The 23,372-nt window shown below is 71.0% G+C and carries 23 protein-coding genes; 11 read left to right on the top strand and 12 right to left on the bottom strand.

Annotated elements, in window-relative coordinates; translation table 11 throughout:
• The first annotated feature begins 68 nt into the window (after positions 1-68).
• Entirely contained in the window at positions 69-2,720 is a 2,652-nt protein-coding gene (locus VSH64_RS31250; protein WP_326566337.1) for a P-loop NTPase fold protein, read from the top strand.
• A 1-nt stretch (position 2,721) separates the two neighbouring features.
• On the opposite strand, the gene VSH64_RS31245 is transcribed toward VSH64_RS31250, so the two are convergent.
• Positions 2,722-3,210, bottom strand: a complete 489-nt coding sequence (locus VSH64_RS31245) for a VOC family protein (protein WP_326566336.1) — start codon at positions 3,208-3,210, stop codon at positions 2,722-2,724.
• A gap of 54 nt (positions 3,211-3,264) precedes the next feature.
• Positions 3,265-4,227: a LysR family transcriptional regulator gene (locus tag VSH64_RS31240; RefSeq protein ID WP_326566335.1), complete on the bottom strand. Its 963-nt coding sequence runs from the start codon at positions 4,225-4,227 to the stop codon at positions 3,265-3,267.
• Positions 4,228-4,313: 86 nt separating this feature from the next.
• Between VSH64_RS31240 and VSH64_RS31235 the strand changes: the two genes are divergently transcribed.
• From VSH64_RS31235 to VSH64_RS31225, 3 genes are read left to right on the top strand one after another with little or no spacing between them, the layout of a single operon-like run.
• Positions 4,314-4,913: an MPN domain-containing protein gene (locus tag VSH64_RS31235; protein ID WP_326566334.1), complete on the top strand. Its 600-nt coding sequence runs from the start codon at positions 4,314-4,316 to the stop codon at positions 4,911-4,913.
• Positions 4,910-5,278 carry an SgcJ/EcaC family oxidoreductase gene (locus VSH64_RS31230; RefSeq protein WP_326566333.1) on the top strand — a complete coding sequence of 123 codons (369 nt, stop codon included), beginning with the start codon at positions 4,910-4,912 and terminating at the stop codon, positions 5,276-5,278. The genes VSH64_RS31235 and VSH64_RS31230 overlap by 4 nt, the downstream gene beginning before the upstream one ends.
• Positions 5,275-5,652, top strand: coding sequence for a VOC family protein (locus VSH64_RS31225; RefSeq protein ID WP_326566332.1), 378 nt, complete (start codon positions 5,275-5,277; stop codon positions 5,650-5,652). The genes VSH64_RS31230 and VSH64_RS31225 overlap by 4 nt, the downstream gene beginning before the upstream one ends.
• Here the strand turns inward: VSH64_RS31225 and VSH64_RS31220 are convergent, their stop codons facing one another.
• The 3 genes from VSH64_RS31220 to VSH64_RS31210 all read right to left on the bottom strand — a co-directional run bounded on the left by VSH64_RS31220 (position 5,653) and on the right by VSH64_RS31210 (position 8,560).
• A complete protein-coding gene (locus VSH64_RS31220) occupies positions 5,653-6,810 on the bottom strand; it encodes an adenosylhomocysteinase (protein ID WP_326566331.1) in 1,158 nt (385 codons plus the stop codon). It abuts the gene before it with no gap.
• Positions 6,811-6,957: 147 nt separating this feature from the next.
• Positions 6,958-7,692, bottom strand: coding sequence for a GNAT family N-acetyltransferase (locus VSH64_RS31215; RefSeq protein ID WP_326838071.1), 735 nt, complete (start codon positions 7,690-7,692; stop codon positions 6,958-6,960).
• A gap of 139 nt (positions 7,693-7,831) precedes the next feature.
• On the bottom strand, positions 7,832-8,560 hold the full coding sequence (locus VSH64_RS31210) for a DUF2786 domain-containing protein (RefSeq protein WP_326566330.1): 729 nt from the start codon (positions 8,558-8,560) through the stop codon (positions 7,832-7,834).
• A 130-nt stretch (positions 8,561-8,690) separates the two neighbouring features.
• Between VSH64_RS31210 and VSH64_RS31205 the strand changes: the two genes are divergently transcribed.
• Positions 8,691-10,145, top strand: coding sequence for a phytoene desaturase family protein (locus VSH64_RS31205; protein WP_326566329.1), 1,455 nt, complete (start codon positions 8,691-8,693; stop codon positions 10,143-10,145).
• Here the strand turns inward: VSH64_RS31205 and VSH64_RS31200 are convergent, their stop codons facing one another.
• The 4 genes from VSH64_RS31200 to VSH64_RS31185 form a co-directional block, all read right to left on the bottom strand.
• Positions 10,146-10,805, bottom strand: coding sequence for a response regulator transcription factor (locus VSH64_RS31200; protein ID WP_326566328.1), 660 nt, complete (start codon positions 10,803-10,805; stop codon positions 10,146-10,148).
• On the bottom strand, positions 10,802-11,998 hold the full coding sequence (locus tag VSH64_RS31195) for a sensor histidine kinase (RefSeq protein WP_326566327.1): 1,197 nt from the start codon (positions 11,996-11,998) through the stop codon (positions 10,802-10,804). Before VSH64_RS31195 ends, VSH64_RS31200 begins: the two co-directional genes overlap by 4 nt.
• A 226-nt stretch (positions 11,999-12,224) precedes the next feature.
• Positions 12,225-12,794, bottom strand: a complete 570-nt coding sequence (locus VSH64_RS31190; protein WP_326566326.1) for a TetR/AcrR family transcriptional regulator — start codon at positions 12,792-12,794, stop codon at positions 12,225-12,227.
• A complete protein-coding gene (locus tag VSH64_RS31185; protein ID WP_326566325.1) occupies positions 12,791-13,576 on the bottom strand; it encodes an SGNH/GDSL hydrolase family protein in 786 nt (261 codons plus the stop codon). Before VSH64_RS31185 ends, VSH64_RS31190 begins: the two co-directional genes overlap by 4 nt.
• 305 nt (positions 13,577-13,881) lie before the next feature.
• Between VSH64_RS31185 and VSH64_RS31180 the strand changes: the two genes are divergently transcribed.
• The 3 genes from VSH64_RS31180 to VSH64_RS31170 all read left to right on the top strand — a co-directional run bounded on the left by VSH64_RS31180 (position 13,882) and on the right by VSH64_RS31170 (position 16,039).
• The gene (locus VSH64_RS31180) at positions 13,882-14,442 is read left to right on the top strand and encodes a hypothetical protein (RefSeq protein WP_326566324.1); all 561 of its coding nucleotides are present in this window, start codon (positions 13,882-13,884) and stop codon (positions 14,440-14,442) included.
• Between the two features lie 185 nt (positions 14,443-14,627).
• Complete coding sequence (locus VSH64_RS31175; RefSeq protein WP_326566323.1) at positions 14,628-14,954, top strand: PadR family transcriptional regulator; 327 nt, start codon at positions 14,628-14,630, stop codon at positions 14,952-14,954.
• Positions 14,955-15,130: 176 nt separating this feature from the next.
• Entirely contained in the window at positions 15,131-16,039 is a 909-nt protein-coding gene (locus tag VSH64_RS31170) for an NAD-dependent epimerase/dehydratase family protein (protein WP_326566322.1), read from the top strand.
• 11 nt (positions 16,040-16,050) lie between these two features.
• On the opposite strand, the gene VSH64_RS31165 is transcribed toward VSH64_RS31170, so the two are convergent.
• Entirely contained in the window at positions 16,051-17,523 is a 1,473-nt protein-coding gene (locus VSH64_RS31165) for a helix-turn-helix domain-containing protein (RefSeq protein ID WP_326566321.1), read from the bottom strand.
• Between the two features lie 104 nt (positions 17,524-17,627).
• On the opposite strand from VSH64_RS31165, the gene exaC reads away from it, so the two are divergent.
• The gene (gene exaC / locus VSH64_RS31160) at positions 17,628-19,151 is read left to right on the top strand and encodes an acetaldehyde dehydrogenase ExaC (protein ID WP_326566320.1); all 1,524 of its coding nucleotides are present in this window, start codon (positions 17,628-17,630) and stop codon (positions 19,149-19,151) included.
• Positions 19,151-19,525 (top strand): DUF779 domain-containing protein, encoded by a 375-nt coding sequence (locus VSH64_RS31155; RefSeq protein WP_326566319.1) that lies wholly within the window; start codon positions 19,151-19,153, stop codon positions 19,523-19,525. Before exaC ends, VSH64_RS31155 begins: the two co-directional genes overlap by 1 nt.
• Before the next feature lie 142 nt (positions 19,526-19,667).
• Here the strand turns inward: VSH64_RS31155 and VSH64_RS31150 are convergent, their stop codons facing one another.
• Positions 19,668-20,786 (bottom strand): hypothetical protein, encoded by a 1,119-nt coding sequence (locus VSH64_RS31150; protein WP_326566318.1) that lies wholly within the window; start codon positions 20,784-20,786, stop codon positions 19,668-19,670.
• Positions 20,787-20,928: 142 nt separating this feature from the next.
• Here VSH64_RS31150 and VSH64_RS31145 point away from each other — a divergent pair, with 142 nt between their 5' ends.
• Positions 20,929-21,624 (top strand): MOSC domain-containing protein, encoded by a 696-nt coding sequence (locus VSH64_RS31145; RefSeq protein WP_326566317.1) that lies wholly within the window; start codon positions 20,929-20,931, stop codon positions 21,622-21,624.
• 51 nt (positions 21,625-21,675) lie between these two features.
• On the opposite strand, the gene VSH64_RS31140 is transcribed toward VSH64_RS31145, so the two are convergent.
• Positions 21,676-23,250: a beta-N-acetylhexosaminidase gene (locus tag VSH64_RS31140; RefSeq protein WP_326566316.1), complete on the bottom strand. Its 1,575-nt coding sequence runs from the start codon at positions 23,248-23,250 to the stop codon at positions 21,676-21,678.
• Positions 23,251-23,372 lie beyond the last annotated feature (122 nt).

Below are 23,372 nucleotides of genomic sequence, written 5' to 3'. Positions count from 1 at the left end.
CGCCAAGGCTCGCGCTCGCGAAGAGTGCGGGCCTTTGCCTGTTGCGCCAGGTTGGCTAGGCTGCTGCCGTGGCCGAGGCAGCGGATCCAGGCGACCTCGGCACGGCGGCCGCGGTTTCGTGTTCACTGGTGCGGACAGAACGCCCGTGGGAGACCGGGATCGACGCCATCGTGATCTCCGTCGGCAGCGGACTCGGCAGCCTCGGGCAAGCGGTGCGAAAGACGTTTCCCGCGTTCGACTGGGATGGGATCGCGTTCGAGTCGGTCACCCCGGAGCGTCCGCAAGTCGTCGACATCGGCGCCACGCCACTGCGTTTCGCCCTGCTCGCCACCCCGCACGACGGCGGTGCGCAGCGGGACGCGACGTTGCGCGCGATCGCCCGGGCCACCGAAGCCGTGGTGCACAAGGCCGCGGAGCTCGGTGTCGTCGCGCTGGGCCTGCCGCTGCTGGGCGCCGGAAGCCTCGGGCTCGACGTGGACAGCGTGGCCTCCGTGGTGGTGGTCGCCGCGGCGAAGGCGCTCGACGAGATCGGCTACGGAAGCCTGCAACGGCTGGTGTTCCTCAGCCGCGACAGCGAGACCGAAGCCGCGATCCGCGCGGCCTGGAACGGCGAGAGCAACGCGGCCGACCTCGCCGGCGGCGTGTCGAGCGACCGGGTCGACCCCAATGTCGGGATCCCGCTCGACCGCGACCGGCTCGGTGTGGCGCCGTACGTGTCGATGCTGGCGACGGTGATCGCCGACCGCAGCACCCCGTTGCCGTTGTCAGTGGGGGTGTTCGGCGAGTGGGGCTCCGGTAAGAGCTACTTCATGGGCCTGCTGCGCGAAGAAGTCGGCCGGCTGGGGAGCTCCGGCAACCCCGCCTACACCCACGAGATCGTGCAGATCGGCTTCAACGCCTGGCACTACGCCGATGCCAACCTGTGGGCCAGCCTCGGCGACGAGATCTTCCGCCAGCTCGCCGGCCCCGGTCCGAGCGCCGAACAACGCCGCGTGAAGCTGCGCGAAGAGCTCGGCGGACGCCTGGAGCAGGCTCGGGAGCTCGAAGACGCGAAGCAGCAGGCGCAGACCACCGTCGCGAAGCTGCAGGCCGACGTAGACAAAGCCACTTCCACGCGCGACACCACCGGCAAGGCTCTGATCCGCGCGCTCGCGGGGTCACCGCAGGTGTGGCGCCGGCTCGGTGTGCAGGACGAAGCCGAGCAGGGCGCGTTGCTGGTCGAGCAGCTTCGTGGCGCGCTCACGGAGGCCGACGCGTTGCGCCGCGCGCCCAAGGACCGCTGGGGCAAGGTCGCGCTGGCCGCGGCCGCGGTGATCCTGCTGGTCGGTTTTCTTGTTGCCGTGGTCGCGCCGGCGGCCTGGCAGTGGCTCACGGCCGCAGGTGTCGGGTTCGTCGCGGCGGCCGGCACCGGGATCGCGTTCCTGGCGCGTGCTCGATCGGGGATCCAGGCGTTGCGTGAACTCGCCGAGGAGCTGCGCGGGGGAATGGACTCGCCGGAAGTGGCCGGCCTGCTGGCGGAAATCCGCAAGACCGAGGTCGACCAGCGCGTGGCCGAGGCGCAGCTGAGCGAAGTCGTGGCCCGCGTCGGGGAAATCGGCCGGCAGCTGAGTGAGCTGACGCCCGGGCGCAACCTGTACACGTTCCTCGCCGAACGCGCGCGCGACGATTCCTACCGCCGCAACCTCGGCCTCGTCTCCACGATCCGCAAGGACTTCGAGCAGCTCGTGGAGCTGATGGCCGACTGGCGCGCGCACCCCGAGCCCGGCGGCAAGGCGATCGACCGGATCGTGCTCTACATCGACGACCTCGACCGGTGCAGCTCGCGCCAGGTGGTCGAGGTGCTCGAGGCGGTGCACCTGCTGCTCGCGCTGGAGCTGTTCGTGGTGGTCGTCGGCGTCGACCCGAGGTGGCTGGTGCGCTCGCTGAGCAGCCACTACGAGGAAATCCTCGCCGAGACGCCGGGTGGCGGCCACGTGACGCCCGAGGACTACCTGGAAAAGATCATCAACCTGCCGCTGGTGCTGCCCGGGATGTCCTCGGGCAGCCTGCGCCAACTGCTGCGTTCGCTGATGCCGAGCACCGAAAACCACATTACCGAGCGCCTGTCGCCGCCGCCCGCACCGCAGGTCGCCGTGCCGGACATCGAAGCCGGGTCCGAAGTGGACAGCCGGCGCCGGCCGGGACGCGCGGCGAAACCACCGCGCACGCTCACCGACCGCGAGATCGACCTGTTGTCCGCCTTGGACCGGCTGGTGGCCACGCCGCGCGAGGCCAAGCGGCTGTTCAACCTCTACCGCATGCTGCGCGCGACCCGGGACCTCTCGGACGCGTCGCGCTTCCTCGGCGACGACGGTGATCCCGGCGAGTACCAGGTGGTCGTCGCGCTGCTCGGGCTGCTCACGGCGCCGGCGCACTTGCTGGGGAAGGCGCTGGACAGCCCGGCCGACCCTCGGCGAGCGGTCGACGGTGGCCTGGCGCGGCGCGCGGGCGAGACGACGTGGGCCGCGTTCGTGGCCGACTGCGAGCCGCGCCGCGAAGGCGAGTTGTGGCGCAACGCGGTGGTCGGCGTGTTGGGTGAAGACGAGACGCGGGATTGGCTGCGGCTGCATCGCGGTCTCGCGCAGGTGTCGGCCGCGCTGGAAGTGGACGGCCTGGCGCACTTCCAGAAGTGGTTGCCGGTGATCCGCCGGTTCTCCTACGTGCTGGCGCCGGCGGCGTGACCTAGGCGGGAATGCGGGCCGATTCGCCGGGGGTGTCGGCGCCGAAGCGGGTGATGTCGGCGGTCAGGTCGAGCGGTCCGTTGTGCGCGCGGTCGGCGTCGGTGATCAGCGTGCGCGGCAGGAGCCAGCAGATTTCGAACTCGATGCCGTCCGGGTCCTTGGCGTAGAGGGCCTTCGTGGTGCCGTGGTCGGTCGAACCGACGAGGGCGCCGGCGGACGTGAGGGCGGCGAGGCAGGTCTGCAGGTCCGCGAGGGTCGGTACTTCCCAGGCCAGGTGGTAGAGCCCGACGCTGCCGGCCGGCGCGGCGGCCGCGTCGGGGAGGGTGAAGAGCCCGAGGTCGTGGTCGTTGCGGGAGTCGGGGGCCTGCAGGAACACGGCTTTGTCCGACGTGTGCACCGCGCGGAAGCCGAGCACGTCGACGTAGAACGCGCTGCTGCGGGCGGCGTCGCGGACCCAGAGCACGGCGTGGTTCAGACCGCGGATCGGCACGGCGTCCTCCTTGACTCATGGCGGCACTTCACAGCAACACTTCACGACGGCACTTCACGGCAGGGCGAACGCGGAACCGCCGTCGTGCCACCACTTCCGGTAGAACCGCGAGTCCTCCACCAGCGCGAGGTACCCGGCCTCGATCTTGGCACACATCTCGTCCACGAGTGAAGCGATCGGGGAGTCGGTGCGCCACGCGAGCACGAGCTGGCGGTAGAGCGGCGTGCCGGTGAGCGACACCGTCGCGATGCCCGTGCGGTCGGTGCCGATGGGGTAGAGCAGGCAGATCGCGCGGCCCTCGGCGGTGAGCGCGAACGCGACGTGCGCTTCGTTCGTGAGGTGCGTGATGCGCTGGTCGAAGCCGGCGGAGGTGCACGTGCGCGCGAAGAACTCGTTCATGCCGCTGTCGTCCGGATCGGGCATCACCCAGCGCTCCTCGGCCAGCTCGGCGAGCGCCACCTCACCACGCTCGGCCAGCTCGTGGTCTTCGGCCACGCCGATGAAAAACGGCTCCCGCAGCAGCAGCCGGTGTTCGACGCCGTCGGGCGGGATCAGCGGGAAGCCGGGGAACGCACGCATCACGGCCACGTCGAGCTCACCCGAGCGCAGCAACGCCGAGAGTGCGGCCGTTTCGCGGATCGTGCGGCTGGTCACGTCGCGGCGCGGCAACATGGTCGTCAGCGCGTTCACCAGCAGGCTGAAGTGCTGGGCCGGAATGCCGCCGACGCGTACAGGTGCGCCCGCTTCGTGCCGCGCGTTGAGCCGCGCGGCCCGTTGCAGCGCATCGAAGCCGTGCAGCACCTTCTGCGCGTCGCGCACCAGCTCCGTGCCGGTGTGGGTGGGCAGCACGCCTTCGGCCGAACGGACGAACAGCGGTCCGCCGAGGAACTGCTCGATGCGTTTGAGCTGCGTGGTCACCGCCGGCTGCGTGAGGTGCAGGCGGGCCGCGGCTTTGCGCAGGCTGCCGGCCTCGGCGATCGCGACCACGAGTTCGAGGTGCCGGATTTCCAGGCGCATGGGGAAAACATTATCGCCGGATGCAATAGGGCCGATCCCGTGATGATCATGGCCACGGCGCATCACGCCTGGTTACGGTGCCTGGCGTGACATCTCTGGTCCCCGTTCCGCTCATCGGGAAAACGAATATTCCGGTGTTGTTCTCCGACGAAGTGCTGCAGCGGTTCCTCGACGCGGCAGCCATCGAATACGCCTTCATCACGCCCGAGGAACCGAGACCGTGTTTCGCCGTGCTGCTCGGCACCTTCGCCGACGACGCGCTGATCGTGTCGGATCTCGCCTTCGGCCGCAACGCGCGGATCACCGATCCCAGTGCGCGGGAAGAGTTCGCGACCGAGATCGTGCCGAAATTCGGCTCCGCGTATGAGAATTCCGTGCGCGCCTGGTGGCTCGACCCGGCGGATCTGCTGCGCATCACGCGCGAAGCCGACGCGCGTGGTCTGGACGTGCTCGGCTCCGTGCACCTGCATCCCGACTGGCACCGCCTCGGCCCCGAATGCGAACGCGGCCGCCCGCTCAGCGAACGCCCGACGCCGATGGACGCGTATGTCTTCCGCAGCGCGGGCTGGCCGCTCAACGTGGTGTGTTACCTCGAACGGCAGCACGGCGAGTTCTACTACTCGCTCGCCGCGTGGAATGGCGAGTGCGAATCGCTGCCGCTGCGCGTGGGGATGGTGACGGCGTGACCGACTCGATTCGCGCTCTGTGGCGCACCATGGTCGAAGGCTGGGCGCGCGGAGACGCAACGCAGTTCGCGTCCGTGTTCGCCGCGGACGTCGACTTCGTGAACGTGCGTGGCGAAGCACTCGTGGGCCGCGAAGCCGTGGAAACGGGCCACGCGCAGCTGTTCACCACGGCGTACTGCGGCACGACGTTGTCCGCCGAGGTCACGTTGATCCGTAGCCTGGCGCCTGGGCTTTCGCTCGTGCACGCCACCTCGGAGATCGGGCCCGCCGGCGTGGTCACCCACGCGCAAGCCGTGGTGCGCCACGACGGCGAGCCGACGATCGCCGCTTTCCACAACATGATCCCGAAGGGACCCACCGCATGACCCGCCCTCGCCTGCGTCACCTCGCCTTCGTCGTGCAGGACGCCAAGCGCATGGCCGCGTTCTACTGCGAGCAGTTCGGTATGGAGCTGTTCCACACCGACCCCGACGGCAGCCACTTCGTGACCGACGGCTACCTCAACCTGGCGCTGATCCAGCAGCAGCTCGACGGCGACGTCGCCACCGGCTTCAACCACTTCGGCTTCCAGGTCGACGACATCCCGCCGATCGCCGAGCGGCTCGCCGAAGCGGGCGTGCCCCGCCCGGTGCTGCGGGGCGGGGACCGGCCGTTCGCCGAGTACCGCGCGACCGACCCGGAAGGCAATTGGTTCGACCTGTCGGAGCACGGTTTCCTGCCGCCCGGGCTTTCGGAGTAGCTACTTCAACGCGGCCACCAGGTCGGTCGCGATGCGGTGCTCGATGTCCGCGGGCACGGGCTGCACTTCGTCGGCCAGCCCGCCCGCGGCCACGGCGGCGAGGCTGCGGGCCTGCAGCGTGAGGCCGAGGTCCATGGCCTGGATGGAGTTTCCGTTGGCGGCGGTGAGGTTGAGCATCCGGCCCTGGTCGAGGAGCACGATCTCGCGGCCGTCGTCGAGCACGTGGCCGGTACGTCGAGAAGGCGCGCCGTATTCGACCGTGCGCACGGTCTTCTCGGCCAGCGCCGCCTGGTCGATTTCCCACGCGAAGTGGCCGACGCCGGCGAGCACCGCGCCGTCGCGCAACGCCGCCAGCTCGGCCACGCCCAGCACGCCGGGGTGGCCGGTGGCGGTGAACACCAGCTGCGCGTCGGCCACGACCTCGGCGGCGGTGCCCACACGGTGGCCGTTGAGGATCGCCTCGAGGGCCCGCATCGGGTCGACGTCGCACACCGACACCCGAGCGCCGAGCCGGCTCAGCGTGTCGGCGACCCCCTTGCCGCACGGCCCGTAGCCGAGCACCGCGGCCCGCGCGCCGGGCACCATCAGGTTGGTGGCGTTGAGGAAACCCTGCACCACACTCTGGCCGACGCCGAACTCGTTTTCCACCAGGAGCTTCAGGCGGGAGTCGTTGATCACCACCACCGGCTTGCCGAGCCGGGCTTCCGTTTCGCGCAGCCGGATTCCGCCGGTGGTGGTCTCCTCGGTGCCGCCGAGGTAGTGCGCCGGGGTGCCGGACGCGAGCAGCGCCACGGTGAGGTCGGCGCCGTTGTCCAGCGTGAGGTCGGGCTCGACTTCGAGCACGCGCTGGATGTTGCGGGCGTGTTCGGCCTCGCCGTCGGCGCGGCGGGTGAACACGGCGACGCCGAGCTCGGCCAGCGCGTCGGCGACGTCGTCGTGAGTCGTTCCCGGCGAACCGGTGAGCCGCACGTCGACGCCGGCCTGCACGAGAAGCGTCACGAGCGCGGCGGTTTTCGGCTCCACGTGCAGGCACATCGCGAGGCGCTTGCCGGCGAGCACCGGGGTCAGTTCGGCGACCGCCTGCGCGGTGAGGGGCATGTGCTTGAGCGCCCAGGCCGTGGCGGGATGCGTCTCGGGCAGGACAGGGATTTCGGGCATGACGGTGTTCCTCGCGAGGTTGTGGGTGTGAGTTCGGACGGGACGCGCGGGCGTCAGCCGTAGAAGTCACACCGGTAGGAGTGGTCGCCGAAGATCGGCGTCACGAGCTCCTGCCGGCCAGCACACACCCCACCACGATAACCCAGGTCACAGCGGGTGCTCCAGCCACACGTTCGGCTCCACGTACACGCCGAGGTTCTGAGCCACCGACCCCAGCACGGGCGCGATCCCGCCGGGCACGGACGTGAGGCCATCGCCCAGCCGCACGCCGGTCCACTCCTCCCACTGGTCCAGCGTGCCGATCACGGTCATCGCGAACGGCGCGATCTTCACCGGCCGGGCGCCGAGGCGTTCGTGGTTGCGCAGCCACGGATCCACGGGCCGGCCCAGCTTGTCGCGGCGCGCGGCGTAGTCCACAATGGACTCCGCGGCGTGGTCGGCCTTGCCCGTGGGACGCACCGGCACCACGAGCCGCGACAGCCCCGCGTGGCGGGCGCGGTTCTTCAGCTCGGTGAGCGCCAGCGCCGCCACGCCCTGGCCGCGCGCGCGTTCGGCGACGTGGACCTCAAGCGCCACCAGCGTGGTCGGCTCGCGGTGGTCCATCACGTCCTGCGCGGCCCACAGCAGCGCGCCGTCCCAGCCGTGGTCGGGCAGCTCGGTGCGCTCATCCGTCGGGTAGGCCACCGGGATCGCGGCCGCGCGGGCCACCGGCACGGCGTTTTCCAGCAGCACCAGGAAGAACTCCGGCCACCGCGCCGCCAGCCGCGCGGACGCCGCCAGGTCGCCGATCACGTCGTGGGCCAGGAACTCGCCGCCGACCACCCCCAGCTCCAAGGCGGGCCGGCGCAGGTCCGGGCGCGTGGCGAGGTCCTCGATGCGCACGGCCGGCTCGCCGCTCACGACCGGGCACCGCTTCTCCCGCCGGAAGCCGAAGGCGGCTCCGGACGAGGGACGAGGTGACCGGTGACGTTCATGGCACGCAGCGTAATGCCCGAAACCTCGGGACTGCCCCAGATTTGTTTCAGCGCACCGGCAACGCCTGCCGGCGGCGGGCCAGCGCGGCCGGGTCGAGCGTGGCGCGCGTGCCGGCTTGATGACCTTCGCGATAACCCGACCCCGAGAGCCGCCGCGGCGCCGCCGCGCGCAAGTCGCCGTACTCGCGGTCGAACGCACTCTGCACCAGCGTGGTCCGGTCGCGCACCACCAGCTCGGCCGACTGGCCGCCCGAACCCCCGTACTCACGCGCCGCGGTGGTCTCCGCCCGCACCAGCCGGTCGTGGACCGCGCGGGCGAACCCGTGCAACCACGTGCGGCGGTACGCGGCCAGCGACTCGCGGAACACCCGCTCATCGGGACGCACGCGTGTGAGCTGCGTGCCGGCCTGCAGCAGCAGGCTCGTGAACAGGAGCTCGACCCGCGCGAGGTCGGACTTGTAGCCGAACACCGTGACCGCCTCCACGCCCTGGCCCACGCGGTGCAGCAACGTGCGGCAGCGCAACGGGTACGCGACGTTCGTGAGCAGGCTCGCCTTGTCCCGGCTGTACGGGTTTTCGATGGGGATCTTCAGCACCGTGATGTCGTCCGAGCCCTGCCCGGCGGCGGCGAGCATCGCGTTGTCGATGCCGTACCGGGCGATCAGCTCGGCCGCCTTCGTGTTGTACAGCTCGGCTTCTTCCGCGGTCACCGCCGGGTCTTCGGCCTTGGCGAGCAGCTTGCGGATGCGCTCGAGCTGCGTGTCGTGGGCGGGCATGATCCCCCTCTCCTGCTGGGCCGGGCCCGGGCGGGCCGGCGTGGGGTCCAAGGTAGGCGCGGGGTACGACAATATTCGATCAGGTGTTCGGATCCGTGGCAGGGTGCCCGCGTGTCGATACGATCCGTGAGTGGATTCGCCCGCGGACGACCCAGACGCCGTCGTCGTCGGCTCCGGCCCCAACGGCCTGGCCGCCGCCGTGCTGCTCGCGCGCGCCGGGCTCACGGTCGACGTGCACGAAGCGGCACCGGAGCCGGGCGGGGGCGCGCGCTCGGCGCGGCTGTTCGACGCCGACGTGGTCCACGACATCTGCTCGGCCGTGCACCCGATGGCGGTGGCGTCGCCGTTCTTCCGCGGCTTCGACCTGGCCGCGCACGGCGTGGAGCTGTGCACGCCGGAAGTCGCCTACGGCCACCCTGTCGACGAGCGCCACACCGGGCTCGCGTACGCGGACCTCGAGCGCACGTGCGCCCGGCTCGGCGCCGACGGCGGACGCTGGCGAACCCTGATGGGGCCGCTCGTCGAGCACACCACCGAGCTCACCGACCTGCTGCTGGGCGACCTCCGCCGGCCACCCGGCTTCACGGCCGCCGCGCTGCTCGGGCCACGCATCCTCGCGCTCGGCACCGGCGTCGACGAGCTGCTCTTCCGCGGGCCCGAGGCCCCCGCGTTGCTGGCGGGCGTCGCCGCCCACCCGATGGGCCGGCTGCCGTCGCTGGCCGCCGGCGGCACCGCCGTGCTGCTGGGCCACCTCGCGCACGCCGGCGGCTGGCCGGTTCCGCGCGGCGGCACGCAGGCGCTCACCGACGCCCTCGTCGCCGATTTCCGCGCGCACGGCGGCCGCCTGCACGTGAACAGCCGCGTGACCGACGTGCGCGAGTTCGCGAAGGCCCGCGCGGTGCTGCTCGACGTCAGCCCGCGCGGCCTGCTCGACCTGGCGGGCCGGTTCCTGCCGCCGGCCTACCGGCGGGCGCTCGAACACGTGAAGTACGGGCCCGGCGCGGCGAAGGTCGATTTCCTGGTGTCCGAGCCGATCCCGTGGCGCGAACCGGAGCTCGCGAAGGCCGCGACCGTCCACATCGGAGGGACGGCGGCGCAGGTGCGCGCCGGCGAGAACACCGTGGCCGGCGGCCGGCGCGCCGACGAACCGTACGTGCTGCTCGCCCAGCCGATGGCCGCCGACCCGTCGCGCGGGCTCCCGCGCAAGCAGCCGATCTGGGCCTACGCGCACGTGCCCAACGGTGATCCGCTCGATGCCACCGACGTCGTGCGGAGGCGGATCGAACGCTTCGCCCCGGGGTTCGGCGACACGATCCTGGCGGCGCGCGGGATTCCCGCCGCGGACCTCGAGAACTACAACGCCAACTACGTCGGCGGCGACATCTCGGGCGCCGCCGTGACGCTGCGGCAGCTGCTCGCCCGCCCGGTCGCGCGCTGGAACCCGCACACGACCCCGTTGCGCGGCGTCTACCTCTGCTCCAGCGCCACTCCGCCCGGCCCCGGCGTGCACGGCATGGCCGGCCTGCACGCGGCCAAAACGGCGCTGCGCAGGGAATTCGGCCTCGGCCTGCCCGCCGGCTGGTGATCAGGCGCGCGGCCGCACGATGCCCGTCTCGTACGCCACGACCACGGCCTGCGCGCGGCTGGAGACCCCGAGCTTGGTCATCAGCCGGTTGAGGTGCGTCTTCACGGTCGCCTCGCTCACCAGCAGCTCGCCGGCGATGTGCGCGTTGGTCGCGCCGGTGCCCACGAACCGCAGCACCTCCAGCTCGCGCTCGGTCAGGCAGGTCAGTTCGGTTTCGGGGCAGCCGGGCCGCGGCGTTCGCGTGAACGCCTCCACGAGCCGCCGGGTGATCGTCGGGCCGAACAGCATGTCGCCGCGCGCGACGGCCTCGATGCCGGCGATCAGCGTCTCCGGTGGGCTGTCCTTGAGGAGGAACCCGGCCGCGCCGGCGCGCAGGGCCGAGTAGACGTATTCGTCGAGGTCGAACACGGTCAGGATCAGCACCCGCGGCTTCTCCGGCCCGGCCGAGGCGAGGATGCGCTCGGTGGCGCTCACACCGTCGAGGCCCGGTAGACGGATGTCCATCAGGATCACTTCGGGCTTGAGCCGCGCCGCCTTGTCCACGGCTTCGAGCCCGTCGCGCGCTTCGCCGAGCACGTCGACGCCCGGCACCGCACCGAGCAGCGCGACGAACCCCGCGCGCACGAGATCCTGGTCGTCCACCACGAGCACACTGGTCACGACGGTTCTCCGGTGGTCCGCCCGGCGGCCGGGCAGGGCAAGGTCAGCTCGATGCCGAACCCCGCGGGTTCGCGGGGGCCGATCTCGATCACGCCACCGTACATACGCGCGCGTTCCCGCATCCCCACCAGCCCGTGGCCGGCGTGGTTGACCCGCGGTGGCCGGCCGCCGCCGGAGTCGACGACCAGCAGGCGCAGCGTGTCTTCGCCGTAGTGGAGGGTGAGCTCGGCGGTCGCGTCGGCGGCGTGCTTGAGCACGTTGGTGAGCGCCTCCTGCGCCACGCGGTACGCGCACAGCTGCTGCCCGGGTGGCAGCGGCCGCGGCGTGCCGGTCACGCGCAGGCTGAGCGTGAGGCCGGCGTCGCCGAGCCTCGCGACGAGCGCGGGCAGGTCCGCGAGGCCGGGTTGCGGGCGGTACTCGCCGGGTTCGTACCGCGGCGGCCGCAGCACGCTGAGCAGGCGGCGCAGCTCGTCGAGGGCCTCGGTGGTGGTGCCGGTGATCGTGTCGAGCGCGCCGCGAGCGGTGTCCGGCGCGGTTTCGAACACGTACTTCGCGAGATTGGCCTGGACGGAAATCACCGAAAGGTGGTGCGAAACGACGTCGTGCAGCTCGCGCGCGATCCGGATGCGCTCCTCGGCGACGGCCTGCTGGGCTTCCAGCTCGATCTCGCGTTCGGCCCGGTCGGCGCGTTCGGCGGTCACGCGCAGCCGGTTCGCGCGGACGTACACCGAGTGTCCGATCAGGATCGTCGCGGATGCCTGCAGCAGGGCGATCACGGTGTCCCCGACGGGGTTCGACGCGCCGCCGGCGATCATCGTCGCTTCGTACGTGGCCAACGCGAGCACGGTCGACGGCCAGGCCTTGCTCGCCGGATAACGAGCCCACACCGTGTACGCGGCGATCAGGATGCCGGGCTGGCCGAGCGTCGAGCGGAAGCCGCAGAGGTAGAACGCCGCCATCAGCGCCGTGACGGCCAGCAGCGAACCGATCGGGAACCGGCGGCGGACCAGCAGTGGCAGCGCGCCCGCGGCCGCCAAGGCCAGGCCGAACGCACCCGGTCGGTCGCCGAGCTCACCGTGACTCACGGCCGCGCCCGCCAGCAGGAACGCGGCGACGGCGGCCGCGAGGAGGCTGTCGGTCAGCACCGGCCGCATGCGAAACCCGTGCACCAATCCCACCCTGTACACCGGCACGAAGCCGAAGCTACCGGCCTGACCGGCGGAAACCCAGCCGGCTACCACCGCTGCGGTAGGCGCGACCCGCGCGTACCGCGAAGGTTTACGGCCGAATGCGGCTGCAGAGTGATTCGGGCGGGCGGTTCGTCCGGATAGCGTCTCCCGCGAATGGTCACCCATTCCCGTTGCTCGGTGGGGAGCGCCCGAGGCCGGGGAGGAACCCGGAGCTGCTCCCCGCCGAGCGTCAGCCGAGGTACGCGTCGAGCGTCACCGCGAGGGCCGATTCCGGCGACGGGGCGAAGCTCGCGCCCGCCAGCCCGCCCCACAGCCAGAGCTGGGCCAGCCCGTGCAGCGCGGCCCAGAGTGAAGCCGCGACGAGCCGCGGGTCCGTGCCGGGTTTCACGCGCTCGTCGTGCGCTGCTTCGCGGTCGAGGCGCACAAGCTCGGCGAAGTAGTCGAAGACGGCGCTGCTCGCGGCGACCAGTCCGGGCTCGGCCGGGTCGATGAGGTCGCGGCGGAACATCAGCTCGAACATCGCGGGGTTGGCCAGCGCGAAGGCCACGTACGCGTGGCAGGCGGCCGTCACGCGCTCGCGCGGGTTGCCCTCGGGCAGCTTCGCGCCGCGTTCGAGCAGCTGCGCGAAGCCGAGCGTCGCCACGGCCGACAGCAGCTCGGCGCGGCCGGAGAAGTGCCGCAGGGGTGCGCCGTGGGAGACGCCGGCGGCCTTCGCGATGCCCCGCAGTGTGACGGCGTCCACGCCTTCGTCGGCGAGCAGGGCTTCGGCGGTGGTGATCAGCCGCTGGCGCGCGCTCACAGCTGCGCTTCGGAGAAGGCGACCGGCAGCAGTTCGGGTCGCTTGGGGAAAAAGCCGTCGCCGGGGGAGCGGCCGATGAGCCGGTTGTGCAGCCGCGTGACGGCGACCGGCATGACCTCCTGCCAGAACCACTGCAGGTCGGCGCGCAGGCTCGGGCGGGCCGGGACGCCCGGGAGCGGCCGCAGCCAGCCGTCGTCGTGGCCCACGTGGAGGCGGTCGAGCACGTGGCCGGCCACGCGCAGGTGGCCGACTTCCGACAGGTGCAGGCGGTCGGGGCCGAAGTAGCGCGAGTCGTGGGCGGCGTGGTCGGGCCAGAGGTCCACGAGCTTGGCGCCGTAGCTCACGGAGGCCTCGCGGATGGCGTCGTTCAACGCCGTCACGCGCGGGCGCATGCGGGAGCTGAACGGCATGCGGTGGGCGACGTCGCTGAGCGTGAACGTGACCACCGTGGGCGCGATGTGCGTGCACCGGCGGATCGCGGCGTCGACCCGGCGCGCCACTGTGCGGGCGTTCCAGCCGCCGCTCATCACGTCGTTGCCGCCGCCGAACAGGGCGATGAGGTCGGGCTCGTGCCGCTCGGCGGCGGGCAGCTGCTCGACGATGATCTGGTCGAGGCGCCGGCCGCGCACGGCGAGGTTGGCGTAGCGGAACCCGGGCTCGTCCTGCGCGAGGCGGCCCGCGACGAAATCGGCCCAGCCCCGGTACTGACTGTGGTCGGGGTACGGATCATCGAGCCCCTCGGCGCAACTGTCGCCGACGGCGACGAACTTCTGAAAGCCCATGTCGATCTCCGTAACCCCTGGTTCACCTTGTAGACACTGTCTATCAAACTCGGGTAGACGGTGTCTACGTGGGGTTCATTTCATCTCGTCCTGTCCAGCCGATCCTTTCGGTGTCTGGACCTGGTTTTCGGGACCGGCTTCGGTGTCCGGGGTTAGTTTTCGGGGCAGTGGCGGGTGAGCTGGGGCGGGGTTCCGCTTGCCAAAATGCCCGTCCAGGTCATCCCACTGCGCTGACGCCCACTGCGGCACTCCCGGAAGATGACTGGGGGCGGCGACGCAGGCGGTTGTTGGGGGATCCTGACGAGGTGACCGACGCACCTGCAGCTGAGGATCCGATCTCGTACGTTTCGCCGGACTTCTTCACGCCCGACGACGGCAGCACGTGGGCGGAGAAGCACTGGTTGAACGTGCCTGGCCCCTTCTACACAGGCCGGACCGACAACTGTTGGACCGGCCGGCAGTCCGCACCACGCCACGTCCTCTACGGCGGCGAGCACTACAACGAGTTCGTTTACCGCCAGCCCAAGACCCGGGCGGAGGTCGAGTGTTTGCTGTCTGCCGCCGAGGACGACCCTTTCGACGGCTACGCCTGCGACGGTGACTCGCGGTGGAAGCCGGACGCCGTCCGAGCGTGGTGGGCCGAGCGAGGCCAGGTCGAGGACCATGTCGCCACACTGGTCAGCACATGGACCGCCGGGACCAACTCCCATGAGCTGGAGGCCGCCGAAGGCGCACGCGACTTCCTCGCATACCTGGCAGGTGACCTCAGGACCGACCTCCAGGCCTATATCTTCCGCCTGGAACAGGGCCGCAACCCAGACACCGGTGAACAACTCCCAGATCTCACGACACCAGGAAGCCGCTGACACCAGCTCTGCAGCCACCGCGAACTAGGTCCGGACAACTCCGCGATCAACGTCCGGACCTACTTTTCGGACCGCAGCTCAGCGCAGTGAGCTGCCGCAGAGTTCGGCCGGACAGGACAATCTCGTCCAGGAGTTCATCCGGCCGGGTTTTGCCGAGATATATCGGTCAGCGATACATTGGGTGCATGGCGATGTCCGAGCAGGTCTTCTTCATCCTCACCGCGCTGGTCGGCGAACCGCGGCACGGCTACGGCATCGTCGGCGAGGTCGCGGAATTGTCGGAGGGTCGGGTCGATCTGAAGGTCGGCACGCTTTACGGGGCGCTCGACCGGCTCACGGCGGAAGGTCTCGTGGAGCACGACCGTGAAGAAGTCCAGCAGGGCAGGCTGCGCCGGTACTACCGCCTCACGCGCTCCGGCGCCGATGTGGTCGCTGCCGAGGCGGCTCGCCAGCACGCCAACGCGCAGGCGGCCACGGCTCGGCTGCGCGGCTGGCAGGCAAGACAGGCTTGACGCCCGGCAACGCCTGCCCTCCGTTCATGTTCGTCCTCTTAGGACGGTTCCAGATCGGGCGGGCGGCGGCGCTCGGCGGAGTGGCGAGCGTGGTCGTGCCGGCGGTGGGCCGCCGGGTGTGAGGGTGGGGTGAGGGCGGCTGGACCAGGCCGGGCGCGTCCGCGAAGATCCTCGCCATGAAGATCCTGGTGGTGGGTGGAAGCGGTTTGCTGGGGTATCACGTGCTGGAGCAGTTGCGGTTGCGCGGACACGAGGCGACCACGGTGGCCCGCACGCCTCGCGAAGGCGTCGACCGGGTCGTCGACGTCACGGTGGCCTCGGAGGACGACCTGCGTGAACTCCTCGCCGGCCACGACGGCGTGGTGTTCGCCGGCGGCAGCGACGACCGGAAGGTCGACAAAGGACCGGTCGCGCCGCGGCTGCACGAGGGCAACGTCGCGCCGGTGGTGGCGCTGCTGAAGGCGGCGCGCGAGGTCGGGTGCACGAGGGCGGCGGTGCTCGCGTCGTACTACACGTACTTCGACCGCGTGCACCCCGAGTGGGGGCTGGCCGCGCAGCACCCGTACGTGCGCAGCCGCATCGAGCAGGCGCGTGTCGCCCGCGAGACGGCCGGGCCGGATCTGCCGGTGGCGGTCATCGAGGTGCCGTACGTGTTCGGGGTCGCGCCCGGGCGCGTGCCGCAGTGGTCGGTGCCGGTGGTGAAGTGGGTGCGGTCCTCGGCGCCGCTGTTCGCGCCGCGCGGTGGCAGTGCGGCCACGAGTGCGCGCGGTGTGGGCATCGCGACCGTCGACGCGCTCGAGGACGCGTCAGGAGCCGACATCCCCGTGGTGGAGGAGAACCTGCGCTGGGCGGACATGCTCACCAGGATGTCCGGCGCCGCCGGCAAACCGCGGGCGGTGCGCACGCTGCCCGCCGGGGTCCTCAAGGCGATGTTCCGCCTCGGTGGTCGCGTGACCGGCCTCACCGGCAAGCAGCCCGGCCTCACCATCGAGCACCTCGACGGGCTTTTCCTCCGTGAGCTCTACGTCGAGCCGCCCGTTCACCGTTCCGTCGACGAAGCCATTCGCGAGACCACCAAAGCCTGACGCACCACGCCTCAGCTCAGCCGCGACCGGTGCGTCCGAGCCACCGCCAGCCGGGGGTCGGCCGGGTCGAGCGCCGCGCACAACGCGTCCAGCACCTCGAGATCGTCGGCGCCGCAGGAGGTTTCCCAGAACGCCCAGAGCGTGTCGGAGTCGGTGGTGTTGAGCGCGACCTGGCGGACCTGCGCGGTGAGCGACTCGCGTTCCTCCAGGATCGCCGGGGCTTCCGACTCGGGCAGGAGCGGCCCGCTGAACGTGCGGGTGGCCTCGGCGGCGTCGCCGCGGCGCAGGGCGGCGCGGGTGCGCAGGAAGTCGGCGTCGATGTCGGCGGCGAGGCGGTACGGCCGGGTCTGCACCACGCCGGTGCCGAGTTGCGTGCGCAGCCGGTGGATCTCGGCGCGGACGGTCACGGGGTTGCCGTTCTCGCCGTAGAGCTGCAGGGCGAGGCGCTCCGCCGACAACCCGCGCGGGTGCAGGGCGAGCAGCGTGAGCAGTTCGGCGTGGCGCAGGGTGAACGGGATCTCGCGGCCGTCGAGGGTGGTGGAGCCGGCGCCGTCGGTGAGGTACTCGAGCGTGAGGCGCCGGCGGTGCGCCGGGCCGGAAGTGGCCAGGCGCAGCAGGAATCCGTCGTCGAGCGGGTCGACCACGGCGATGCGGCCGTCGGGCAGGGTCACCGTGCCACCGCCGCGGCGAACCTCCACTGTGGACGGCAACGTGCACGACTCGGCGGCCAGCACGCGCCCACCCGCTGACAGCAGCGCGCCGGGGCGGCCGCGCAGGGCGTCGAGGTGGCGCATGTTGGCGCGGCGCATCTTCTCGTCGCGTACGGCGAGCTGCGCCCGCAGCTGGCCCTCGGCGAGCTGCGCGCTGGCCGTGACGAGCGCGAGCATCGCCGGGTGCACCGTGCGCAGCGGCCCGGACACGTCGATGGACCCGAGCAGCGCACCGGTCTCCGGGTCGCGCACGGGCGCCGCCGCGCAGGTCCACGCGTGGTAGCGGCGCACGAGGTGCTCGGCGGAGTAGATCTGCACGGGCTCGCCGGTGGCGAGCGTGGTGCCCATCGCGTTGGTGCCGATCGCCTCCTCGGTCCAGCGCGTGCCCTCCGTGAGCGCCACGCGGTCGGCGCGCAGCAGCACGCCCGAAGCACCTTCGCGCCACAGCACGAGGCCTTCGGCGTCCGTCACGATCATCATGTGCTCGGCGTCGTCGGCGATGCTCACGAGCGTCTGGCGCAGCAGCGGAAGCACGGGCGCGAGTGGGTGCTCGGCGCGCAGATCGGTGACCTCCGACGGTTCGAACACCAGCGGCGCTTCACCCGAATCGGGGTCGACGTGGGCCGCCAGTGAGCGTTGCCAGGAGTCGGACACCACGGAGCGTGGTGATCGGGGTGCCGGGACACCGGCCAGCACCGCGTCGTGGACGTGTTCGAGCAGCCGCGCGTACGCCTCGGGATCGCGCAGCAAGTCGGCCTCGGGCGGCTCCGCCACCACACCAGGGTAGAGACCCAGCTCACACGTCTGCAACGTCCGTGCAACGTCGAGGAGCCTACGTTCGGCCGTCGTCCGTCACTCCGAGCAACGAGGCAGGAAAGATGGCCGTTTACGCCGCACCGAACACCGACGGCGCCGTCGTCGACTACGAGACCCGGTACGACCACTACATCGGCGGCGAATACGTCGCCCCGGCCGGCGGGCAGTACTTCGAGAACCCGACGCCGATCACCGGGAAGACCTTCACGGAGATCGCGCGCGGGACGGCGGCCGACATCGAAAAGGCCCTCGACGCGGCCGAGGGCGCCGCACCGGCCTGGGGCCGCACCTCCGTGGAGGCGCGCTCGGCGATCCTGCTCAAGATCGCCGACCGCATGGAGCAGAACCTCGAGAAGATCGCCGTCGCCGAAGCGTGGGAGAACGGCAAGGCCGTGCGCGAGACGCTCGCCGCCGACATCCCGCTCGCGATCGACCACTTCCGCTACTTCGCCGGCGCCCTGCGCGCCCAGGAGGGCGGGATCTCGCAGATCGACGAAAACACCGTGGCGTACCACTTCCACGAGCCACTCGGTGTCGTCGGCCAGATCATCCCGTGGAACTTCCCGATCCTGATGGCGGTCTGGAAGCTTGCCCCGGCGCTCGCCGCGGGCAACGCGATCGTGCTCAAGCCCGCCGAGCAGACGCCCGCGTCGATCCACCTGCTGATGTCGATCATCGGCGACCTGATCCCGCCGGGCGTGCTCAACATCGTGAACGGGTTCGGCGTGGAAGCCGGCAAGCCGCTCGCGTCGAGCAACCGCGTGCGCAAGGTCGCCTTCACCGGCGAGACCACCACCGGCCGGCTGATCCTGCAGTACGCCAGCGAAAACATCATCCCGGTCACCGTCGAGCTCGGTGGCAAGAGCCCGAACATCTTCTTCGACGACGTCGCCGCGCAGAACGACGCCTTCTACGACAAGGCGCAGGAGGGCTTCAGCCTCTTCGCGCTGAACCAGGGCGAAGTCTGCACCTGCCCTTCGCGCGCGCTGATCCAGAGCGGCATCTACGACCGCTTCCTCGGCGACGCCGTGGAGCGCGTGAAGAAGATCCGCCAGGGCAACCCGCTCGACACCGAGACGCAGGTGGGCGCGCAGGCGTCGAACGACCAGTTCGAAAAGATCATGTCCTACATCGACATCGGCAAGCAGGAGGGCGCGAAGGTCCTCACCGGTGGCGAGAAGGCGGACCTCGGCGGCGAGTTCGCCGGCGGCTACTACGTGCAGCCGACGGTGTTCGAGGGCGACAACAAGATGCGCATCTTCCAGGAGGAGATCTTCGGCCCGGTCCTGGCCGTGACGAAGTTCGACGACTACGCCGACGCGCTCAAGATCGCCAACGACACCCTCTACGGCCTCGGCGCCGGCGTCTGGTCGCGCGACGGCAACACCGCTTACCGCGCGGGCCGCGACATCCAGGCCGGGCGCGTGTGGGTGAACAACTACCACGCCTACCCCGCGCACGCGGCGTTCGGCGGGTACAAGGCCTCGGGCATCGGCCGCGAGAACCACAAGATGATGCTCGACCACTACCAGCAGACGAAGAACATGCTCGTGTCGTACTCCGACCAGGCGCTGGGCTTCTTCTGATGGACGTTTCGCGGGTGGACTTCACCGAGGCCACGGGCGACCTCCTGCGCAAGCTGGTGGCCGTGCACGGCCCGGTGATGTTCCACCAGTCCGGCGGCTGCTGCGACGGCAGCGCCCCGATGTGCTACCCGCTCGGCGAGTTCAAGGTCGGCGAGCGCGATGTGCACCTGGGCGACCTCTCCGTGGACGGCATCGACGCCGTGCCGGTCTGGATGTCGGGCCCGCAGTTCGAGTACTGGAAGCACACCCACCTCACCATCGACGTCGTTCCGGGCCGCGGCAGCGGGTTCTCGCTGGAGGCCCCGGAGGGCGTGCGGTTCCTGGTCAGGTCCCGCCTCTTCAGCGACGAGGAGTCGGTGGCCCTGAACGGCTGAACCGCCGAGGGGTCGGGTGCGGTCCGGTCCGGCGACCAGACCGCACCCGCCCGGCACCGGCGGCGTCTCGGGGAACGTCACGCGGTGCGCCTTCGACGCGGCGGCAGTCAGTTCGGTCGAGACCGCCGTCGCCGATTTCCTCTCACGCCGTCAAACGGCCCACGACGTCGGCGATCAGGGCGAGCCGGTCACGCTGGGGCCGGATGAGGTTTTCGAGCCGCGCGCTCGCGCCGTCCCGCAGCTCGAGCGGATCGGAGCTGTCGTCCTCGACGTGGCCGAGGTGCCACTCCTCGATGCCGTTGATGCCCAGCTCGACGCTGAGCTGTTTCCTGAGCTCGGTCAGCTCTCCACGGCCGTAGGTCAGTTCGGCGCCGACGGTCATCAGTTCGCGAGCGGGGCCGTTCTCCCAGTTCGCCACCAGGGGTCTGGCGTGGTCGTGGGCGTCGAGCAGGCGCTTGACCGCGACCTCCCAGCCGCTCGGTGGGTCGTCGAGGTCCGACCAGGCTCGGTCGATCCGGGCGAACGCCTCGGCGACCTCCGGCCAGGCGGCCGCGGCGGCGCGCAGCACCGGCGTGGCCTTGCGCCGGTAGACCGCCTTCGCCCACAACGTGCGAGCCACGTCGAACTCGTCGCAGACCAGGCGCCACCGCTCGTCGTCGGAGTCACCGCGCTCGGGCATGGCCGGCTCCGGCTCGTCGCCGGTGAACTCGGCGAAGTGGAACTTCACCCGGTCGACGGGCTGTCCACCGGTCGTCATCACGGTGGCCTTGAGGAACTTGCCGTGGTGCGCGATCGGGGAGTCGTCGCCGGCTTCGGCCAGCACGACCTCCTTCGGCTGCCTCGCCGCCCACGCGGCTTTCTCCGCGCGCACGGCTTCGAGCGCCTGCTCGGCCTCGTGAGCCTGGCGGGCGGCCAGATCTTCGGCGCTCGGCGGGGCCAGCTCGGCCATCAGCGCGGTGATCTCGGGCGGCAAACCGGCGTGCCGCGTCCCGTCCGGGCGGAGGTACCAACCCTCGACGTCCGGCTCGAACGCGCTGCGGCGGTTGTGGACGAGCGCGCTGGTCAGGGCGGGCGCGTGCTGCTGCCAACCGGCGTGGCATCGGGTTGCCTCGTCGGGGTCGGTGAAGCAGCAGTACGCCACGTTCCGCCCGTCGTCGCCCGGCTCGAAGGCGTCGTTGCGGACGCGCACCGAGGAATACGGACCGTAGGGCGTCAACGACGAAACGTCATCGCGGGCGCGGCGCCGGGGCCACAGTCTCATCGTCGGAACCCTCCCTTCCGGCGTGCACTGTGCTCCAGACCACACCGGCCGACGGTCCGAATCAAGATCAATCGGCCCGTGTCGCCGCCCTGAGGACCTCGTTCTCCCGAACGCAGTAGCGCGGCCGGGTAGCTTCGAGGACGTGACCACACTCGAACTCGCCGGTGTTTTCGTCGGCCGGCCCGCCGTGCTCGGGCAGCGGCGGGAGCGGCCGGTGCTCAGCGCGATCGTGAAGGACCGGGTGGCCGCGGCCGAGCTGGAGCTCACGCGGCTGAACCTCGACGGCGACGAGCAGGCCGACCTGAGCGTGCACGGCGGTGTCGACAAAGCGGTGTACGTCTACCCCGCGCAGCACTACCCGGCGTGGACGGCCGACGGGTTCGACGTGGCACTCGGGGCCTTCGGGGAGAACCTCGCGGTGCGCGGCGCGGACGAGGCCGAGGTGCGCATCGGCGACGTGTGGGAATGGGGCGACGCGCGGCTGCAGGTGTCACAGCCTCGGCAGCCGTGTTTCAAGCTCGCCATGCGCACGGGCCGCAAGGACGTGGTGCCGGCGCTCATCGACTCCGGCCGCTGCGGCTGGTACCTGCGCGTGCTGCGGCCGGGGAACGTGCCGACCACCGGCGCCGTGCGCGTGATCGAGACCGACGCCCAGGCGCCGACCGTGGCCGAGGTGCACCTGATCGCGTTCGCCAACTTCGCGCAGCTCGAGCCCCGCCTCGCGGAGGCCGGTGTGCGGCGCGCGGAGAAGATCCTGGCGACGCCGGCGCTTTCGCCGTCGTACTCCGGGGGTATTCGGTCGTCGGTTGACCGCTGGCGGTTGCGTAACGCGGGCTGATCGCGAAGAAGGGCCCCTCCTCGGAAGAAGGGGCCCTTCGCGAAAACCGCGTTACTTCCAGTCCACCTGCGGAGACCGGTAGAAGTCGATCCCCTGCGCCACCCAGCGCGGTGCCTGCTTGGCCAGCCGCAGGCGGTAGGTGTCCCAGTCGCGGGCGGACTGGGGGGACCAGCCGATCTCCGCCATGCCCGGCAGGCGCGGGAAGGCCATGTACTCGATGTTGTCGTTGGTCCGGATGGTCTCCGTCCACAGTGGAGCCTCGACGCCGGCCACGTTGGCTTCGCCGACGCCCGGCACGAGCGTGGCGGGATCCCAGTCGTAGGCGTCCTTCACCTCGACGAGGCCGGCCCAGTCCTGGCCCAGCGGCGTGTCCTCGGTGTACTTCATGTCGAGGTACGCGTGGTTCGACGGCGCCATCAGCACCTTGCCGCCGGTCGCCGCGAAGCCGGCGACGTCGGCGTTCGGGCCGCCCTGGTCCCAGTACTCCGGCATCGCGGTGGTGGGCAGGCCCGTCTTCGCGATCTCGTGCCAGCCGGTGATGAGCTTGCCGTACTTCGCGACGAGCGGGTTCACCTTGGCGTAGAAGGCTTTGTAGTCCGGGTCGGACGTCGAGTGGGCTTCGTCGCCGCCGATGCCGAGGTACTTGCCGGGCGTGATGGCCGCCAGTTCGCGGATCACGTCCTCCACGAACTTGTACGTGGTCGGCGAACCGATGCACAGCGAGCTGTAGCCGACCTCCGTGTCGGTGCGCGGCGGGACCGCGACGCCGTCGCAGTTCAGCTCCGCGTACACGGACTGGGCCGCGTTCGTGTGACCCGGCATGTCGATCTCCGGCACGATCGTGATGTGCCGCGACGCCGCGTAGGCGACGATGTCCTTGTACTGCGCCTGCGTGTAGTAACCGCCGGGGTCGCCGTCCGCGGCGCCCTTGCCACCCTCGGTCGCGAGGCGCGGCCAGCTCTTGATCTCGATGCGCCAGCCCTGGTCGTCGGACAGGTGCAGGTGCAGGGTGTTGATCTTGTACTGCGCCAGCTGGTCGAGGTACGTCTTCACCTGCGCCGGCTGGAAGAAGTGCCGGGCGACGTCGAGCATCGCGCTGCGCGTGGCGAAGCGCGGGTAGTCGAGCACGGTTCCGCCGGCGATCGTCCACTTGCGCAGCTGCACGTGCTTGGCCTCGATCGCCGACGGCAGCAGCTGCCGCAGTGACTGCACGCCCTCGAACAGGCCGTCGGCAGTGTTGGCCTTCAGCGTCACGCCCGACTTCGCCACGGACAGCTGGTAACCCTCGGCGCCCACGCGCTGGTCGGCGTGGCCGAGGTCCAGCGAGATCGCGGGCAGGCCGGCGTTCACCGGCACGACCGGCAGCGGATAGCCGGTGGCGGGCCGCAGCAGGCCGCGCAGGTAGTCGGCCACTTGGTTCGTGCCCTTGCCCGCCCGGATCACGGTGAGCGGCGACAGCGTGAAGTCCGCCTTCGGGTCGGCCTTGGCCTGCACCGGCACCGGCACGATGTCGGTGACGCTGCGCTCCGGCTCGGCGGTCGCGGCCGTCGCCGGCCCCGGCAGCCCGAGCACCGCCACGCTCAGCACGGTCGCCCCCAGCACGGCTCTGGACAAGCTCTTCCTCACGGACAACCTCCGGTCGGGGAGAAGACAGTCCCTAAGAGGTATAGACCACTCCTCCGGCTCGGACAACAGCCGAAAGACTGGCCGGACAGCCAGGCTGCCCTGGTGCACTCGGCCGCTCGACC

This window comes from Amycolatopsis rhabdoformis (assembly GCF_035918295.1).
Taxonomy (GTDB): Bacteria; Actinomycetota; Actinomycetes; order Mycobacteriales; family Pseudonocardiaceae; genus Amycolatopsis; species Amycolatopsis rhabdoformis.
The sequence above is the reverse complement of the archived record's forward strand: the minus strand, read 5'-3'. Positions and strand labels throughout refer to the sequence as shown.